An 18,086-nucleotide genomic window follows, 5' to 3' on the forward strand; every position below is an offset into this window, starting at 1 on the left:
CCATTCAATCTTTGCTAAAAGAACTCCATCTCTCCTGCTGCAGTGGTTTCTTCGATCATCGTCCAATCAAAATCGATATCTGCGTAGTCACGCACGCATACGCTCGCATGCAACTGCTGGCCCCCGTCCATGGTGGCGCGAAAATATTGAAGATGCCCGCCATTCAAAGAACTCAAATGGTCGACGCACTCGCGCTCAATAATATTGGGCGTGGACATGGCAACATGCGGACAGACACGGGCCAATTCACGGTTCAAGGTACCGCAACAAATGTTGCCGCACTCCCGGATAGCATCCAGGTATGCCTGGTCTGTCATCTCTGCCGGGTCAATATTGTTGAGGCGCGCAAAATAGGCTTTGGTCGTGTCATCCGACGAAAAATAAATCACCACTGAGAGTCGGAACAGGAACGATGCTACGGTGAGCATTACCACCGTGGTTTCCCGAATTTCCTCTGGATTTGCAAGTACTTCAATCTGGCAGGTCTCCGGAGATGCGCCTCCCATACTGGCTTTCATGCCCAGCATCAGCATTTGGTCAAAACTGTTGCGTGCTCGGTTGCTGATCATTTGGCGTCAACTCAGGAAGTCAATCCATCTTTAATCTTGTTGTTGATCAGGTTCAGCCCTGTCAGGGAGCCGATGATCATCTTTCCACCGGCTTGGAGGTCCTGGAACGTGGTGGTCGTAATCAAGTCATTTTGGTGCAGGCTATTGCGATAACCTTCCGACAGGCTCTCGGCACGCGCTGCCAGATTTCGCATTTCATCGGCAACCACTGCGAAGCCGCGTCCGGAAGCACCAGCCCGGGCCGCCTCAATGGAGGCGTTAAGCGTGACAATAATCATGTACTTGACGATTGATGCAAACTCGTCATTCTTTTCATGCATAGCCCGGTTGTGAATGATGAGCTCATTCATATCGGCATGCCAGCGTTCAAAGGTTTTGACCAAATCCAACAGCGTGAGGATCTCGCCGGATAAAGCCTTGCTTCCGTCCAGCGCGGTGGCACTGGATTGCTGGATTTTTTCAAGCTGATCAAGCGCGTCCGGGCGGACTTCCGATCGTAAACGTGCCAACTCTGACTCAAGCGCGGCCTGCTGCCGCTCTGAGGCTTCACGAAAATCTTTGCTTTCTCTTCGTTCCGCATCCAGCAACTCGTGCAAGTGTTGCTCTTTGGCTGCTGCCTCTTGCGCGTCCACCATTGTCGCAAGCGCACCTTTGAGTTTCAACATGCGCCAGCCCAGGACACACGCTACGGCAACAGCCGCAAAAAGTAAAACCAATGATGTGTTACCCATGGCACCTCAATGCATTAACGCTTGGTGTGACTAGCCTAACATAGACAGCCGACAAGTGGAAAGAAAGTGAGATGCGATCATCGAAAGTGACTCTATTGCGCTATAGAAAAACTCGCAGGCGCGGGGGGTGCGTCAACAGGTAGTGATCCCTCAATTTGAGAGCCAGCGCAGCGTGTTCTGTAGAAGGGGTTTCGGCACTTGCTCCCAGAGGTTGGTATCGCCACAGAAAACGATTCGACCCTTGCCCAATGGCATGACACCAAGCCCGGCCGGTTTTACGCTCTCGCCGGGATCTTTTATGCCGTCACCATCGAGGTTCTTGGGAGTTGCGGTGCTAGTCGAACAGCCCGGGGCCGTTGAACTGTGCGCGCTCGGTCAGCAGCATGCGCAGCTTGGTGGATACGCCGCCTGTGGCCGAGAATCCGCCCGAGCGCCCGTCGGCTGCCAGTACACGGTGGCAAGGTACGACTGGGGCAAAGGGGTTGGACCCTAGCGCCTGGCCCACGGCGCGGGCTGCACCGGGTTCGCCCAGCTGCCGCGCCAGTTCGCCGTAGGTCAGCGTTTCCCCCGGCGGTATCTGGCGCGCCAGTGCGTAAACCCGTTGGTGAAAGGGCGGCACGCCCTCCATGTCGAGCACCAGGTGGCTCAGGGTTGCAGGTTGCGTTGGCGCACCGTCCAAAAGAGCGGTTACGGCAGTGATGGCGTCTTGCACGGCGGCAGGCGGTGCGGCCTCAGTGCAATAGGGGAACCGCTGGCCCATGCGGGCGAGGGTGGCGGCCTTATCGGCCTGGGGCAGTTGCACGCCCGTCAGGCCCCGCTCACCCCAGGCGATGCCGCAGTACCCCAGCACAGTGGGGAACAGGGCATACGCTTCTGTGGTGGGCACGGTCGGGCTTACTCCCGCACCCGCCCTGTGGCATCGATGACTCCGAGCTGCACCAGTTTGGAAGCTACGCGGTCTTGCGCAAAATGCACGCGGAAGTCGCCAATATTGACGTCGTCCATAGCGTCCATGGCGCTGTGCAGCTTGGTGCGGGTCGGGTCTTTGCCGGCTTTGCGCAGCGCATAGGCATACACGCGGGCGGCAATGTAGCCCTCGAGCATGTAGACGTTGGGTTTGCCCAGTTTGGCTGCGCTGATGTCGGCCAGCATCTCGCGCACCAGTGCAAACTTGCTGTTGTCGCTCTTGGGCACCACGCGCGCCACCACCACACCTGCTCCCGCCCCGCCCAGCTGGTCGGCCAGCAGGCTTTCGCCGGTATTGGAGAAGCCATATACCGGGCCACGGAACAGGCGCGTACGCAATTCCCGGATCGCGGTGGCTGCTCCCTTGGGATCGCTGATCACCAAGACGGACTCTGGCTTGGTCTGCAAAGCCTTGTCGATGTTCTCGATCGGTGTCTTGATCAGCAGGTTGGCACCCAGGCTGGTCATCGTGCGCTCGGCCGATTCCAGTGCAGCCATGGATTCGCCATCGGCCGAATGCAGTATGGCCAGCTTGCGGGCACCCAGGGTTTGGGAGTGGTTGGTAATGGCTGCGGCTTCTTCGGAGTAACCCGGCCGCACCGAGTAGACGTTGGGGTAGAGCGCGCCGCGGAATTCATCGCCGGCAGCCATCGGGGCGAAGAACATCACGTCGTTGCCCTTGGCGGCGGCATAAGCCGCTGTTAGTTGCGGTGAGCCGTAATAGCCAAACAGTGTGAACACACCTTGCGCCAGCAGCTTTTTGGTATTGGCTACCGTGTTGGCGGGCTCGCCACCGTCATCCAGGGTGACCAGTTCAATGTTTCTGCCATGCACGCCTCCGGCCGCGTTGAGGCGGTCAAAGTACAGTTTGGCCCCCTGCGCAAAAGACTGACCCAACTGGCTGGACGGCCCGGTCAGCGCAACCGACTGCCCAAGAACGATGCTCGTCTTGGAGACACCTTCTTGCGCGTGGGCGGGCGCGCCCAGTCCCAACACGGTGGCGATGGCAAAGATGAGCAGCAGCACGGGCTTGTGTGGAATCAAGGTCTACCTCTGACTTATGTGTTTAATTTTTTACACAGGCCCAACTTGCCTGTGCAGCAGACTATAGGCCTATGTGTTCGCGATGTGCGTTGGGGTTTTCACCCCTGACGGAGGCCAAATTTGCATAGCATGAATCCTGTAAAAGGGGCCAAGGGGGGCCGCTGCGCAGAGGTCCGCATAGTCCGAACGGACTATTGTTCGACCTGCCTATCCACCCTATATTGGGCCGCTCAAGCGCTGATTCGGTGCTTTAATTTTCTTTGCAGTACTGGGGAACCCCGTGATTAAAAGTTTTGTTAAAGCGGCCATCGCGGCAAGCGTTCTGGTTTGCGGTGCGGCAAATGCCATCAGCATTCTGGACACCGCCACCTACAACGGCAACACCTACCAGCTGCTGTCCGAAGCCAGCTGGACCGACAGCGAGGCTTATGCCGTCTCATTGGGCGGCCACCTGGTAGCCGTGGACAACGCTGCTGAAAACACTTTCTTGACAACCACATGGGGCTCGCAGACGACACTGTGGCTCGGCCTGTTCCGCGTTTCCCCCAATGCACCGACCTTTGCCTGGACCAATGGCCAGGCAGTCACCTATACCAACTGGGCCAGCGGCGAACCCAATAACTGCTGCAGCGGCGAAAACTACGCCCATACCTACAGCAACGGCCAATGGAATGATCTGCAGAACGTGTCAACTTACGCCTTTCCCCAGCACGGTGTGGTCGAAATCTCTGCCGTGCCCGAGCCAGAGTCTTACGCCTTGATGCTGGCCGGCTTGGGACTGGTCGGCGGTATTGCACGCCGCCGCGCGAAGAAGGTCACTGCGGCCACCTGATCGGTTCAGCGGGCGACCACCCCGGCGCCGCGCACCTCCAGCCGCACTTCGTCCAGCACCTGGCCTTTGGCATCGGCTATCTGCACCACATGCCGGCCTGGCCAGGGCAGCCACTGGGCTGACGGGCCTTTGGCAAAGACCTTGCCATCCATCAACCAGCGCAGGTCGCTGCCTTCGGCCACGAAGCTCACGCGCTGGTGCTTGGGTGGAATGTCGGGGTCCAGCGCGATGATGGTGCCAGTAGTGGGTGCGGTGATGCGTGCCACCTGTTTGCCGGATGCTTCCAAGCGTTTTGGGCCTGTAGCCCTCGTGGGACGTGCGTAAGCAGCTCCTGAATTCATAGCAAAGCTTTGCTGCTGGGTGCTTTGCAGAAACCACTCGGTGCGGGCAGCCTCCGCCGCAGTGGGGCCGCTGGTCTTGGGGTTGGGGTCTGCAAACTGCACTGTGGCCTGCACGACGCCGGCCGGCGGCTTGGGAGCGCGGCTGGGCTGTTTGGCGTGCAGGTACTGCATCACGGCGGCCCAAATCGGGGCTGCACCGGTGGTGCCGCTCACATCCCACATGGGCGCGCCGCTGGCATTGCCCACCCATACGCCCACCGTGTAGCGTTGCGACCAGCCCATGGCCCAGTTATCGCGCATGTCCTTGCTGGTGCCGGTCTTGACGGCGCTCCAGAACCGGGTGGCCAGCACGCTGTCGGTGCCAAAAGTGCGGGCGCGGGAATTGGTGTCGCTCAGGATGTCGCCGACGATGAAGGCGGCGCGCGGGTCCAATGCGGTGCGCCAGGCGGGTTTGTTGTCGGGTGTAGTCTTCAGGGTCAGCGTGATCGGGCTGGTGCGCCCGCCGTTGGCCAGCGCGCGGTAGGCATTCGCCAGATTCAGCAGCGAGACCTCGGCACTGCCCAGCGCCAGGCTGTAGCCATAAAAATCGCCACCCTCCTTGAACGGCAGGCCCAAGCGGACCAGTTGTTTCTGGAAGGCGTCTGGCGACACCATGACCAGCGTGCGCACCGCCGGCACGTTCAGCGACGCGCCCAGCGCGGTGCGGGCAGACACCCAGCCCTTGAACTGGTGGTCGTAGTTCTGCGGAATGTAGAGTCCGCCTGATGTTTGTATCTGCGTGCCCGAGTCTTCCAGCAGCGACGCCGCGGTGATGCGCCGTTCGGCAATCGCCTGGGCATACAAAAAAGGTTTAAGCGTAGAGCCGGGTTGGCGCAGCGCGGTGACACCGTCCACCTCGGCCGCGTTGCTGATGTCGCCACCGGACGAGCCGACCCAGGCCAGCACTTCGCCGGTGGCGTTGTCCAGCACGACCAGCGCGCCGTCTTCTACGTGTCGGCCGGCCAGTTCCCGCAAGTGCTGCCGCAACGTTTGTACCGCGTAGCGTTGCAGCGCGGCGTTGAGGGTGGTGCGGATGGAAGGGGTCCGCGCGCCGCGCACCAACTGCCGCGCCACATGCGGCGCAATGCCCTCGCTGGCCGCATAGTCGCGCCGCTGCAGCACGGCCGTAGTGAATAGGTCTAGCGCTTCGCAGTCGGTGTCTGTGCCGGCCCCTGCGGTAGCACCGGAGCCGCGCTTGGCACCGGGCGGTGCCAGGCTTTGCAGCACGGCACAGGCGCGCTGCACCACCTGAGCCGGTTTGGCATTGGGTGCGCGCACCAGCGCCGCGGCCACGGCGGCCTCGCGCGCGTCCAGCCCGTGCGCTGCCTTGCCGAACAGCGTCTGGCTCATGGCGTCTATGCCAACCAGCTCACCCCGAAACGGCACCAGGTTCAGGTAGGCCTCCAAAATCTGGTCCTTTCGCCAGCCGCGCTCCAGCAGGCTGGCGGATACTGTCTGGCCCAGCTTTTGGGCCACGCTGCGCCCGCCGGAGTTGCGTTTCAAGTCTTCATCCAGCAGGCCGGCCAACTGCATCGTGATCGTGGATGCACCGCGTGTCTTGCTGTTCCACAGGTTGGCCCAGGCTGCGCTGGTGGCGGCTTGCCAGTCCACGCCGCTGTGCTCGTAGAAGCGCTTGTCTTCGGACAGCACCAGCGCCGTGCGTAGTGCGGGCGAGACGTCGGCCAGCGCTACCCATTGGCCGCGGCGCACGGTGGTGTCGGTACGCAGGCGGTGCAGCAGCTCGCCCTGGCGGTCCAGCACCAGCGTGTCAGACGGCTGGTAGGCTGCCTTTACTTCAGAAAAAGAGGCTGCAGCCCACGCGCAATGAGCGTAAGCAGCTATGAAAAAAGTAGCAAACAAAATTCGCGTGCGATGGGCGCGCGGTGCTGGGTGGTCGAGCAGGGGGCAAAAAGCTGTCATGGTGTGGGCCACAGAATAGCGGAATCGGTAGAGACCCATTGGCGGTTTGGCACGGGCCGCGGCCCGGGCGGTCAAAATTGCCACCCATCCCGCCAATTGCCCGGTTCATCACAAAGATCCGGCACTGGGTGGCAGATTGCTTTAAGGTCCGCGCAGTTTGGACAACAGCCTACAATTTTTGGCGTGATGGAAGCTGCAGTGGCAGCCGCAGAATAGACCGTACACCATGGGCCGCTTGCGTTCAAGCACCCTTTAGAGACACACCATGCAACACCCTACATTTTCTTCCTCGGCATCCACCCCCGCGCGGCGCAAGCTGATCTGGCTGTCGCTGATCGCGCTGGGGGCTGCGGGCGGCACTGCGGCTTTTTTGGTTTCCAAGAACTCGACAGCGCGTCCTGCGGATGCCGACAAGAAGAATGCGCCGGCCGTGACGCTGGAGTTCACGCCCAATGACATCGCCACCGTTCGCCTGCAGCCGTTGGTGCGCACCAGCTCGGTATCGGGCACACTGATGCCGCTGACCCAGGCTGTGGTGAAGGCCACGGTGGCCGGGGAGGTGCGCAAGGTGCTGGTGCGCGAGGGGCTGGCCGTGAAGCAGGGCGACGTTCTGGCGGAACTGGACACCACAGATTTGCGCACCCGCCTGGACGCGGCGAAGGCCGAGCAGGCCGAGCGCCGGTCAAGGCTGGCTATTGCCGAGCGCAACCGCGACACCAACCAGGCGCTGCTGAAGCAAAACTTCATTTCACAGAATGCATTTGACCAATTGCTCAGTACTTACCAAGGCAGCCAGGCCGCGGTGCAGTGGTCCGATGCCCAGGTCCAACTCGCCAAAAAAGCACTAGACGACGCAGTGGTGCGGGCGCCCATCAGTGGCACCGTGTCCAAGCGCATGGTCAACGGCGGCGAGCGCGTACTGCCCGATGCGGCGTTAGTGACCATTGTTGACCTGTCTCGGCTGGAGCTTGAGGTGTCGGTGCCGGCGTCTGACATTGCGGGTATTGCGCCGGGACAAAAGGTGCAGTTCAGGGTGGATGGTTTTGGCGACCGCGCGTTCGAGGGCAAGGTGGAACGCATCAACCCGGTGGCCGACGCCGGCTCGCGCGCGATCAAGCTGTTCGTGGCGGTGCCCAATGCGGGTGGTTTGCTCAAAGGCGGCATGTTCGCGCAAGGGCAGATCACGTTGTCGCAGTCCAAGCCCGTGCCCGTGGTACCGGCCAGTGCGCTGTTTGAAGAAGCGGGACAAAGCTATGTCTTTACGGTGGAATCCGGCAAGCTGGCCAAGCGGGCCGTGGGCCTGGGCACCCGTGACGAGGCCAGTGGTCTGGTAGAAGTAAACAGCGGCCTTGCGCAGGGCGTGGATGTGGTCCGCGTGCGCATGGGCAGCCTGAAGGTCGGGGCACCGGCTGTGGTGCGCGCCACCGCAGCGCCGGCCAGCGCACCGGCCAGCATTGCCAAGCCTGCTTGAGCCCGGAGCACGACCATGTGGATCACCAAAACCAGTATCAACCAGCCCGTATTCGCCACCATGGTCATGTTGGCCCTGATGGTGCTGGGCGTCATCTCCTACACCCGTCTGGGCGTGGAGCAAATGCCCGACATCCAGGTGCCCGGCATCTGGATGCAGGTGCGCTACCCCGGCGCCTCGCCCGAGCAGGTGGAGGCAGACCTGGCCAAGCCGCTGGAAGAAGCGGTCAACACCGTCAACGGCGTGCGCAACATTTTCACCAACTCCATGGAAGGCCGTGCCGAGATCTGGACCGAGTTTGCGCTGTCCACCGACATGACCAAGGCCGTGCAGGACATGCGCGACAAGGTTGCACAGATTCGGCCCGCGTTCCCGCGTGATGCCAAAGACCCGCTGATTGTGCGTGGGCAGTTTGACAACGCCCAGCCCACCGCTACCTTCGGCATCTTGTCCAATGGTCGCAGCATGCGCGAGCTGTCCACCTTTGCGGACCAGCAGATCGTCAAGCGACTGCAGGGCGTATCCGGCGTGGGCCAGGTCACGCTGGGTGGCGCGGTGCAGCGCCAGGTGTCCATATCCTTGAAGCCGCAGCAAATGCTGGCTTACCAGATTGGTGTGGACGAGATCGTTAACGCCATCCGCCAGATCAACCAGGATATGCCGGCCGGTTCGCTGCGCGCCACCGAGCAGGAGCAACTGGTGCGGGTGGAGGGCAAGCTCAAGAGCGTGGATGCCTTCCGCCACATCATCGTGGCGCGCCGCGCTGGCACACCGGTGACGCTGGAGCAGTTGGCCACCATCGCCGATGGAGAGCGCGAGGCGCAGTCCATAGGCCGCATCAACGGCCAGCCGGCGCTGACCGTCAGTGTGTTCAAGACGCAGGATGCGAACCTGGTGGCCGTGGGCGAAGACGTGGCCAAGGCGGTGGACAATTTGCGCAAGCAGTTGCCGCAGGATGTGGAGATTCGCTCCATTGCCGAGAACGCCAGCTATGTCAAGAGCTCGCTGGAGAACGTCAAGCACACGATTATCGAAGGCGGCATGCTGACCATCCTGATCGTGTTTTTGTTCCTGCATTCGTGGCGCAGCACCATCATCACGGGCATCACATTGCCCATTTCGGTGGTGTCCACCTTTATCGCCATGTATGCCTTTGGCTTCACGATCAATTCGGTGACGCTGATGGCCTTGTCGCTGTGCATCGGCCTGTTGATCGACGATGCGATTGTGGTGCGTGAAAATATCGTGCGCCACGTCGGCATGGGCAAGGACCACATCACAGCCGCACGCGACGGCACGCAAGAGATCGGCCTGGCCGTGCTGGCCACCACGCTGGCCATTTGCGCCGTGTTTATACCGGTGGCCTTCATGAGCGGCATCATCGGCAAGATTTTCTTCCAGTTCGGCATCACGGTCACCGTGGCGGTGCTGGTGTCCTTGTTCGTCAGCTTTACGCTGGACCCGATGTTGTCGTCGGTGTGGAAAGACCCGGTCGAGTCGCGCTTTACCTGGGCGCCGTGGTTGGGCCGGCTGATGGAGCGTGTGGAACACCGCGTGGACTGGTTGCACGTTGTCTATGGCCGCTTGCTGAACCGCACACTGTTATGGCGCAAGACGACGCTGGCTATTGCCGCGGTTATTTTCGGCGCGAGCCTGGTCCTGGTTCCCATGGTTGGTGGCGAGTTCATGCCCAAGACCGACCAGGGCGTGTTTGCGTTGAAGATCAAGACACCGGTGGGCACCAGCTTGCTGTACACCGACAGCAAGGTGCGCCAGGTGGAGGAGGCGATCAAAGCCTTCCCCGAAATCGAACTGGTCAGTACCACAGTCGGCGGCAACAACCGCAACGAGGCAGAGTTGCTGATCAAGCTGGTGGACAAGCGCAAGACGGCACGGCGCAGCCAGACCGAGGTAGAAAACGCGGTGCGCCAGCGCCTGAAAAGCATTCCCGGCATTGAGCCCTCGGTCGGCTTCAACAAGCCAATCTGGATCAACCTGATTGGCCCGGCCTCTGCGGATCTGCCCAAGCTACTGGAAGAAGTCATGGGTACGGTGCGCGCGGTCAAGGGTGTCGTGGATCTGGAGCACAGCCTGGAGGCTGCCAATCCGGCCATCATCATCAAGGTGAACCAGGCCGTGGCCAGCGATGTGGGCCTGTCTTTGGAGCGCGTGGGCAGCGCCCTGCGGCCTTTTGTCAATGGCGACCAGGTCAGCAACTGGCTGGCGCCAGACGGCCAGAACTACGAGGTGAACGTACAACTGCCGCGCTCTGGCCGGCAAAAGCTGTCGGATTTGGGTGATTTGTATATCTCCACCAACAAGGTCGATGCCACTGGCACGCCCGTGATGGTGCCGCTGCGCCAGGTGGTGGAGTTTGTGCCGTCTACCAGCCCGCAGGTCATCAAGCGCCAGAACCTGGAGCGCCGCGTTGGCATCTATGCAAATGTGGAAGGGCGCCCGACCGGTGACGTGGCCAAGGAGGTGAAAAAGGCGGTGCAAGCTATCAGCCTGCCGCAGGGTTACCGCTTTGACATCAAGGGCGAGGCAGAACAAAACGACGAGGCCGGTGCCGCAGCAACCGTGGCCATGGTGTTGGCCGTGATTTTTATCTACTTCATTTTGGCATCGCAATTTGCGAGCTTCTTGCAGCCGATTGCGATCATGGCCTCCCTGCCGTTTACGCTGGTGGGCGTGATGGCGGCGCTGATACTGACGGGCTCCACGATGAACCTGTTTTCCATCATTGGCTTCATCATGTTGATGGGGCTGGTGGTGAAGAACGCAATTCTGCTGGTGGACTTTGCCAACCAGTCGCAGCGAGAAGGCATGAACCAGCATGACGCTGTGCTGCGTGCCGGCCAGGTGCGGCTGCGCCCCATCATCATGACCACGCTGGCCATGGTGTTCGGCATGCTGCCCATGGCCATTGGCCTGGGCGAGGGCAGTGAGGCGCAGGCACCCATGGGCCGCGCGGTCATTGGCGGACTGATCACCAGCACCTTGTTGACGCTGGTGGTGGTGCCGGTGCTGTACACCTATCTGGATAACTTGCCGCGTTGGTTCAAGCGGCGGTTTGGCGCGGCACAGGGCGCTGTTGCCGCATCGTCGGTATCCCCTGCAAAAGTGCCGGCCGTTTAAGCGCGTCCGGCCCTGACTTCACGGTGTCGTTGCGGGACGCGCACAAAAGTGCCAATGTTCATCAGCTATGCTTGGAGGCCTTTTTACATTCAAGCTGTCACACATGAATACCAAAAAACTTACCAATCCCAAATTGCTTTTGAGCACGGTCGCGCTATGCGCGTTGTCCGCATGTGGTGGAGGGGGAGGCGGGGGAACCGCAACACCTGCCAGCGGCACCACACCGCCTACGACCACAACGCCTACTCCTTCTACAGTGAATGATTGTGGTGAAGAGGGCAATGTCATGACGGTTGTGGGCAATACTGCCCAAATCGATACAAACGTCTATGGGGCTGATGGCACTACCATCGTCTCTACCCAGCAGCGCAAGTTCGCCACATCGGGCGGCGCAAGCTTCCGTGGCCAGACGGGGCTTTTCCTGGTCAACCAGGTGAACACCACCACCTATACCAATGTGGCCGTCAACGGTATGTTTGCAGGCAGCGTGGTTGCCACGACCGAGAACAACTACTCCAAGGTGGTGGGCAACGAACGTCAGACGTACGGCCTGACCGTTTCCACCGTTACCAGCGTTTCCCCAGGCGTCACCACGGCGGCCAGCATCTACTTCACGCCCTACGCATCCACGGGTGCGCCACTGAGCCCCCTACTCGATAACGCTTACACGAGCAAATACTCTGCTACTACGGAATTCAATGGCACAACGCAGGCGCCGCTCGCACAGACCAGCATTACCACCTACACCACCGAGCCGGTTACTGTATTGGCTGGCACCTTTGCGGCCTGCAAGGTAAAGGTCGAAGTGAGCGGTGGCGCCACTGTTTCCAATGTCAGCTACGCCTGGCTTGTCGGCAGTGGCCGCTACAAGGGCTTGGTCGTGCGCACCGCCAATGGCAGCGGCGTCAAGACCTCCGAGGCTACGCGTCTGGTAGTCAACGGGCAATAAAGCCCATGGGTGAAGTGGTGCAGAGTTGCACCGCTTCTTCCGCTTCCTCCATTACTTGGCTGCTTCGACCTTGACCCGCGCATTGGGCGCTTCACCAAACATCTCCGGCGCATACATGGCCTCTACGCGGGACGGTGGCAATGAGAACTCACCGACGTTGTTCAAACGGATGGTGTATTCCATCTTCACCACGCCCTTGGGCATGAACTGGTAATAGCTGCGGAAGGACTCAAAACTGCGCTCCTCAAACGCAGCCCAGCCAGAACCCGACTGCTTCTCGCCCTGCGTTGCGATCTCGCTGTCGCGGCCCAGGCCGCTGCCTAGAATGGTCGCGCCGCCAGGCACCGGGTCGGTGATGACGGCCCAGGTCATGTCGGCGCTGGCATTCACCTCCAGCGTGATGCGCAACACATCGCCACGGGTGTAGCTGCCTGCGGGCAGGCTCTTGTTGGCTTGCTCCACCGGCGTGATGGTCTTCTTGATCTGGTAACCGGCGTTGAACGGTTCCTTGAGCTGCACGGCCGCTACCGATTGCAGTGTCAGCCAGGGCTTGCCAGGGCCTTGGTGGGTCACGCTCAGCGTGTCTTTGGGCAGCGTCTTGCTCCACGGCAGGAACATCGTGTTGTTGCGGAAATTGCCAGGTGATGCGGGTGCGCCAAACCACGTGGTCTGGTTGGGTGCGCCCAATGTGTCGGTGGTCTTGATGCGTTCCACCTTGTTCCATTCCACGCTTGCAGCACCCACGCCGCCCGCGGCGTTTTCCAAGCTCTTCAGGGACGCCTTGGTAGACCCTGCCACAGTGACTGCTTCAAACTTGGTCGAGAACTTCTCCAGCGCCAGCCCTCCCCACAGGTTGGCGGTGGTGGTGTGCCAGGCGCCATTTTGTTGTCGGCTGATGAATCCATTGGCCAGGCGGCCCATGTCGTCTTTCCAGGCGGGGTCGTCCATCACGGTCAGCATCAGGCGTGCGGTGTTCACATCGCCGTTTTGCATCAGCCACCACCAGTAGTCATCCTTCTCGGTGCTGAAGATCATTTTGGTGCCTTGGTAGCTGATGCGGCTGCGCAGGATCTGGTTGGCCTCTGCCATGCGCTTGTCGCGGTCTGGCACATCCTGCACACGCTTCAAAATGTTGAGCCAATCGATGACCGCATGCGTGGGCCACTGGTTGGGCGCGATGGTGATGCTGCCCACCATGCGGCCCTGGGCCTTGCCGTAGCGCGACAGGGCTTCCAGCGCGGCCAGCTTGCGGATGTCCAGATCTTTGCGGGGGCTCCAGAACTCGCGCTGGATGCGGCCCTCCACAAACGCGATCAGACCACGCTCCATTGGTGCACGCACCGTGTCGCTCAGTGCAAAGGCGGGGTTGACACCCGCAGCCTCGTGCGTTGCGGCCAGCAGGTAGGCCGTCAGCGTGTCACTGCCGTGGTTGGCCTCTCCATCGCGCGGCGGGAAGTAGTTGGCCAGGCCATCGCTGTCCAGGTAGCTGGGGATCTGCGCGGCCACGGTTTCCCACAGTTTGCCATCGCGCAGGCCCACCGACTTGCTGGTCTTTTGTTCCAGGCAGGCAAAGGGATAGCGTGCAAACCAGTCGCGTACGCCCGGCAGTCCTTCGGCCAGTTTGGGTTGCAGCGACATCTTCAGGCCACCACGGCCGGGTATTGCGTCGGCCGGTGGGTTGACGTCCAGCGTGAAGGGTCCATCCAACTGCACCAGCGTGGCCTGTTGCACCGTTAACGGCACGGCGGGGACGATGCGCTGGCGCGCCTTCAGCGCGTCACGTGCGCCGCTGACGGTGTCCTTGGCTTCAATCTCCCACAGGATGGCTTCGGAGCGGATCTGGGCCAATTGTGCAGGGGCGGTCACCATCCACGCCACTTCGCGCGCATCGCCTGCGGGAATGTCCACCGTTTGCATCGGCAACTCCAGCAGCGTGGCACGTGGTGTCACTTCCACCTTCATGGCCTGCTTGGTCGTATTGCGCAGCGTGATCTGGGCGCGGAACTGGTCGTCCTCACGCACCAGGGGCGGCAGACCGCTGATGATTTGCAGGTCTTGCGTGGCGCGTATGCTGGTAGAGCCCGTGCCAAACAAGCCAGTGGAGGCATCGGCCACGGCGACGATCTTGAAGGTGGTCAGCGCGTCGTTCAGCGGCACGGTCACTACCGCTTGCCCGTTGGCGTCCAGCTTCACGCTGGGGTTCCACAGCAACAGGGTCTCCAGCAGCTCACGCGCGCCGCTCTTGCCCCCGCCGCCACCGGCGGGCACGGCCTTGCGGCCATAGTGCCGGCGGCCAATGATTTCCATTTGTGCGGTGGATGTTTCCACGCCCCAGAAGCGGCGTTGCAGCATCGCATCGAGCAGGTTCCAGCTGCTATTGGGCATCAGCTCCAGCAGGGCCTGGTCCACGGCGGCCAGCGCTACTTCGGCGTTGGCTGCGGGTTGGCCGTTGGGTAGTTTGACCTGGATCGTCACCTTGGCCTGGCTGCGCACGGCGTAGCTCTCTTTGTCGGCCTTGACGCTCACGTCCAATTGGTGGGCCTTGGTACCCACGCGGATCTCGGCTACGCCCAAACGGAAGGCGGGCTTGCTCAAATCCACCAGTGCAGTCGGCGCCACATATTCACGGCCTTCGTACCAGAAGGATGTCCACCACTCTCGCGGCGCCTTGAAGCCCCAGGTGAAGAACGAATACCACGGCACCTCGCGCAGGCGGCCGCGCAGGGCCAGCACGCTGACGTACATGTTGGGCCCCCATCCGTCCTTGATCTTCAAGCTAATCGTAGGGTCCTGACCATTGAGCTGCACCACTTCGGTCTCGACAATGCCTTCGCGCTCCACGGCAACGAGGGCGGTCGCAAAGCGGAAGGGCATGCGCACCTGGAACTTGGCGGTCTCACCGGGCTGGTAGCTCTTCTTCTCGGGCAGCAGGTCGATACGGTCGTGGTTTTCGCCACCAAACCACAGCTCGCCTTGTTTGGTGACATACACGGAAGAGGCGGCCTGGATGCTGTTGCCTACGCTGTCCTTGGCGGTGACGACCAGTTCTACCTCACCCGCTTCGTTGAGCGCTGTTTCGCACAGCAGCAGGCCGCGCGAATCGCTCTTGCCGGTGCACACGGTGCCCAGATCCTTGACGCTGGTCTTGTTGTCGTAGGTGTAGAAGCCGCCCACCATCCGCTTGCGTGTGGTGGTGACGATGCGGGCCGTGGCCTTGACCTCCATCGCCACATCGGCCTGCGGCTTGCCTGTCAAATCGAGCGCCAGGGCCTGGAACTTGATGCGCTGGCTGCTCGACACCCAGCCCTCGGTCTTGATGCCGGTCACCACGCCCGCGGGCCACAGGGTTTGTGTGCTGCGTATAGTCTGCACCTCGCCATTGGGGTCGGAGTAGGTGGCTTCCAGCAGCAGGTCTTGGGGCTGGCGGCTGGCGGGTATCTTGTCCACCGTTACTTTGCCTGCGCCGTTTTTGTCCAGCGTCAGCGGCAGCTTGTCGGCGATGACCTTGGCGTAGGCCGTGGCGTCGGGCTCTTCTTCACCTTCGGGGCGGTTGTCTTTGTTGCCGCGTGGCGCCTGGAAGTTGAATTCAGAAAAGTCGGCATAGTTCAGGTACTTGCCACGCACCAGGGCCGACACGCGCACCGGCAGGTTGTTGGCGCCGCCGCCGGATACGTAGTTGATCTGCACATCCACGGGCACAGTCTTCACATTCACCAAAGCCTTTTTCTCGGCAGGTGTGACGCGGCCTTCCAGCACCGGCAACCGGAATTCTTCCACCCGGAACATGCCGGTGGAGAAGGTGCGTGCATCGCTCTTGTCGCTGCGCAGTTCCACCTGGTAGACGCCCAGCTTGGCGGCGGGCGGAATCGCAAATGTGCTCTCCGCGCTTTGGCCACCGGTAGCCGTCTTGCGCCAGACCAGCGCCTGTGTGTATTGCTGGCCACTGCCCACATGGGTCACGACCAGGGTGCCGGGTTGGACCGTGGTCAAACCAAAGCCCTGGCTGGTTTCGGTGCGCAGGATGTGCTTCATGGACACGGTCTCGCCGGCGCGCAAGAGCGTGCGGTCGAAGATCGTGTGGGCACGTTCATCGGGCCGCGCCTCGCGGCTGGTGGGCAGGTTGAAGCGCCAGGGCTCTATGCCACGGTTCCAGTCGCTCCATGTAAAGGCCATGTCCTCGACCGTGCTCTTTCCATCGCCCGAAGGCTGTGGCGCACGGGCACTGACAAAGTAGGCACTGTTGTAGCTGTCGTCACTGTTGCAGGTAGGCGCCTGTGGCGGGATTCCGCTCAGGTTGGCGATGCCCTGCGCATTGGTTTTGGCACTGCCCACCTCACGGCCCCTGCAGTCGGACACGCGCACCTTGGCATTGGCCACGGGTGTGCCTTTGTCCAATGTGGTCACCCAAGCCAATGCGTTCTCGCGGCCCAGCTTGAAGTGCACGCCCAGGTTGGTGACGAGGGCAGAGGTGCGGACCACCATGGTGCGGCCATTGCCGTGGCGTTCATCCAGCAGGGATGCGCCTAGTTTTTGTGACGAAATTTCAACCACATGGAAACCGGGGGCCAGTGGAATGCCCACCACCTCAAACGGGCGTGGATCATTGCTTGCGGGTTTGGGCAGATCCAGCGTCTTGACATTGGGCTGACCACCCAGCAGCGACACCATGCGCGACTGCACCGTGCTTTGGTCGTTGCCATCCACTGGTTTGGGGAGCGGGCCCTTGACGTCCTTGGCTGCGGCGCTGCGCGACACCGTGAAGTTGTCGTAGCGCTGCACTTTCAAGAACCATTGGATGATGGAAGCATCGGTGCCGGGTGTGACGGTGCTGACCTTGGCCTGCTCCACCTTGAGTCCCTTGGTGGCCAAGGCCGCCTCCACATTGCGCAGCGTTACCGGCAGCATGGCCACGCCATCAGGCTCCGCAAAACGCTCGACGATGCCAAAAGGGGCGGCAGCAAACTTGGCCAGCGGCGGCAGCATACCGGTGGCGACCTTCAGCGGAAAGCTATCGGCGTTGCGCAGGGTGCGGCCGGAGGCATCCTTGAAACCCTTGGGCAGCTCCAGCGTGAAGGACGTCTGTTCGGTAAAAATGCCGTTGAAGTTCACACTGTTTTCTACGGAGTCTTCGGCCGCAGACTCCCCGCCATTCGCATCCGGCGTAGGCTTGATCGTGTCCTTGTCAGACTTCAGGCGTATGCCTTCCAACAGCTTGGCCGACACCGGAGCGTTGAAGCTCAGGCGCATGGGGCGTATCGGCAGGCAGGCGCTCTGCGCGTTTTCGCGCTCGCAGCTGAAGGTGGCAGCAAACGGTTCGCGCACCTGGAAACTGAAGCGTTTTTCAGCTGAGTTGGCCACGCCGTTGGGGTTGCCACTGCTGGCCGGTGTGCTTACCCCCTGTCCAAAAACGATCTGTACCTTGGCCGATGGCGTAAGGGTGCGGTTGCACGCCAGCGTGACGATACTCAAGGGGTCCTTGGCGGCTGCGGCTTCCAGCCCTTGCGATTTGAGCAGCGCCGCGCGGTCTTTTCCGTCGATCAGCCGCACGGCCACGCGTTCCCCCAGGCCCTCTACCGAGCACCACACGTTGGCCTGCACGCTGGCCAGTGTCGCCGGGCCGTTCAGCCGCAGCGTGAAGAACTGTTCTTCGTCGATGCGGTTACCGCTATAGGGTTGTGTGCTCTGCACAAAGGGCCCGCCGGTATTGAACTTGAAACTGGTGGCGCCAGTCAGATCCGCGCCTTTGGCCGACTTGAAGCCGCTGCGCACCTGCAGATTGCAGGTTACGCCTGGGGGTAAATCGTTTTCAAACTCGTAGGCCCAACTGCGGTCAGTGACCCAGCGACCAGAGCCCTTGGTGACCTGGGCGTCGCTGCAGCTCAGGCTCAAAGGCGCCTCGGCCTTGGGGTCACCAAAGTTGACAGCACTCTCGTCAAACTTGGCCACCACCTGGCGTACGCGTGCCACTTCACCCTGGGGCGAAACGCTGATGATCTGGATTGCCTGTGCCTGCAAGGCGGCGGTCGCCAACAGCGCCGCGCAAGTTTTGTAGAAGAAGGTCGTCTGGCCCACAATTGCTCCCGGTT

The 18,086-nt window shown here is 61.4% G+C and carries 9 protein-coding genes and 1 pseudogene; 4 read left to right on the forward strand and 6 right to left on the reverse strand.

Features of this window, described 5'->3' with window-relative positions:
- Positions 1 to 14 precede the first annotated feature (14 nt).
- From AC097P_RS08775 to AC097P_RS08790, 4 genes are all read right to left on the reverse strand, one after another.
- Positions 15 to 569 (reverse strand): hypothetical protein, encoded by a 555-nt coding sequence (locus AC097P_RS08775; RefSeq protein WP_479610012.1) that lies wholly within the window; start codon positions 567 to 569, stop codon positions 15 to 17.
- An 11-nt stretch (positions 570 to 580) separates the two neighbouring features.
- Entirely contained in the window at positions 581 to 1,234 is a 654-nt protein-coding gene (locus AC097P_RS08780) for a methyl-accepting chemotaxis protein (protein ID WP_479610013.1), read from the reverse strand.
- Between the two features lie 400 nt (positions 1,235 to 1,634).
- Positions 1,635 to 2,186, reverse strand: a complete 552-nt coding sequence (locus AC097P_RS08785) for a methylated-DNA--[protein]-cysteine S-methyltransferase (RefSeq protein WP_479610014.1) — start codon at positions 2,184 to 2,186, stop codon at positions 1,635 to 1,637.
- Positions 2,187 to 2,194: 8 nt separating this feature from the next.
- The gene (locus tag AC097P_RS08790) at positions 2,195 to 3,310 is read right to left on the reverse strand and encodes an ABC transporter substrate-binding protein (protein ID WP_479610015.1); all 1,116 of its coding nucleotides are present in this window, start codon (positions 3,308 to 3,310) and stop codon (positions 2,195 to 2,197) included.
- A gap of 412 nt (positions 3,311 to 3,722) precedes the next feature.
- Here AC097P_RS08790 and AC097P_RS08795 point away from each other — a divergent pair.
- A pseudogene (locus AC097P_RS08795) lies at positions 3,723 to 4,142 on the forward strand (lectin-like protein); the annotation flags it as partial.
- 5 nt (positions 4,143 to 4,147) lie between these two features.
- Here AC097P_RS08795 and pbpC read toward each other — a convergent pair.
- On the reverse strand, positions 4,148 to 6,442 hold the full coding sequence (gene pbpC / locus AC097P_RS08800; protein ID WP_479610016.1) for a penicillin-binding protein 1C: 2,295 nt from the start codon (positions 6,440 to 6,442) through the stop codon (positions 4,148 to 4,150).
- Between the two features lie 265 nt (positions 6,443 to 6,707).
- Here pbpC and AC097P_RS08805 point away from each other — a divergent pair, with 265 nt between their 5' ends.
- From AC097P_RS08805 to AC097P_RS08815, 3 genes are all read left to right on the forward strand, one after another.
- Positions 6,708 to 7,913, forward strand: a complete 1,206-nt coding sequence (locus AC097P_RS08805) for an efflux RND transporter periplasmic adaptor subunit (protein ID WP_479610017.1) — start codon at positions 6,708 to 6,710, stop codon at positions 7,911 to 7,913.
- A gap of 15 nt (positions 7,914 to 7,928) precedes the next feature.
- The gene (locus tag AC097P_RS08810; protein WP_479610018.1) at positions 7,929 to 11,051 is read left to right on the forward strand and encodes an efflux RND transporter permease subunit; all 3,123 of its coding nucleotides are present in this window, start codon (positions 7,929 to 7,931) and stop codon (positions 11,049 to 11,051) included.
- Positions 11,052 to 11,154: 103 nt separating this feature from the next.
- The gene (locus tag AC097P_RS08815) at positions 11,155 to 12,000 is read left to right on the forward strand and encodes a hypothetical protein (protein WP_479610019.1); all 846 of its coding nucleotides are present in this window, start codon (positions 11,155 to 11,157) and stop codon (positions 11,998 to 12,000) included.
- Between the two features lie 51 nt (positions 12,001 to 12,051).
- Here AC097P_RS08815 and AC097P_RS08820 read toward each other — a convergent pair whose 3' ends face one another.
- Positions 12,052 to 18,072 (reverse strand): alpha-2-macroglobulin family protein, encoded by a 6,021-nt coding sequence (locus AC097P_RS08820; RefSeq protein ID WP_479610020.1) that lies wholly within the window; start codon positions 18,070 to 18,072, stop codon positions 12,052 to 12,054.
- Between the last annotated feature and the right edge of the window lie 14 nt (positions 18,073 to 18,086).

It is taken from the genome of Rhodoferax sp. ZS1R8 (genome assembly GCF_056521325.1).

Bases quoted from the DNA above. Each gene is read 5' to 3' on its own strand.
- AC097P_RS08775 (WP_479610012.1), bottom strand. From the start codon at position 569: ATGATCAGCAACCGAGCACGCAACAGTTTTGACCAAATGCTGATGCTG.
- AC097P_RS08780 (WP_479610013.1), bottom strand. From the start codon at position 1,234: ATGTTGAAACTCAAAGGTGCGCTTGCGACAATGGTGGACGCGCAAGAG.
- pbpC (WP_479610016.1), bottom strand. From the start codon at position 6,442: ATGACAGCTTTTTGCCCCCTGCTCGACCACCCAGCACCGCGCGCCCAT.
- AC097P_RS08805 (WP_479610017.1), top strand. From the start codon at position 6,708: ATGCAACACCCTACATTTTCTTCCTCGGCATCCACCCCCGCGCGGCGC.
- AC097P_RS08810 (WP_479610018.1), top strand. From the start codon at position 7,929: ATGTGGATCACCAAAACCAGTATCAACCAGCCCGTATTCGCCACCATG.
- AC097P_RS08815 (WP_479610019.1), top strand. From the start codon at position 11,155: ATGAATACCAAAAAACTTACCAATCCCAAATTGCTTTTGAGCACGGTC.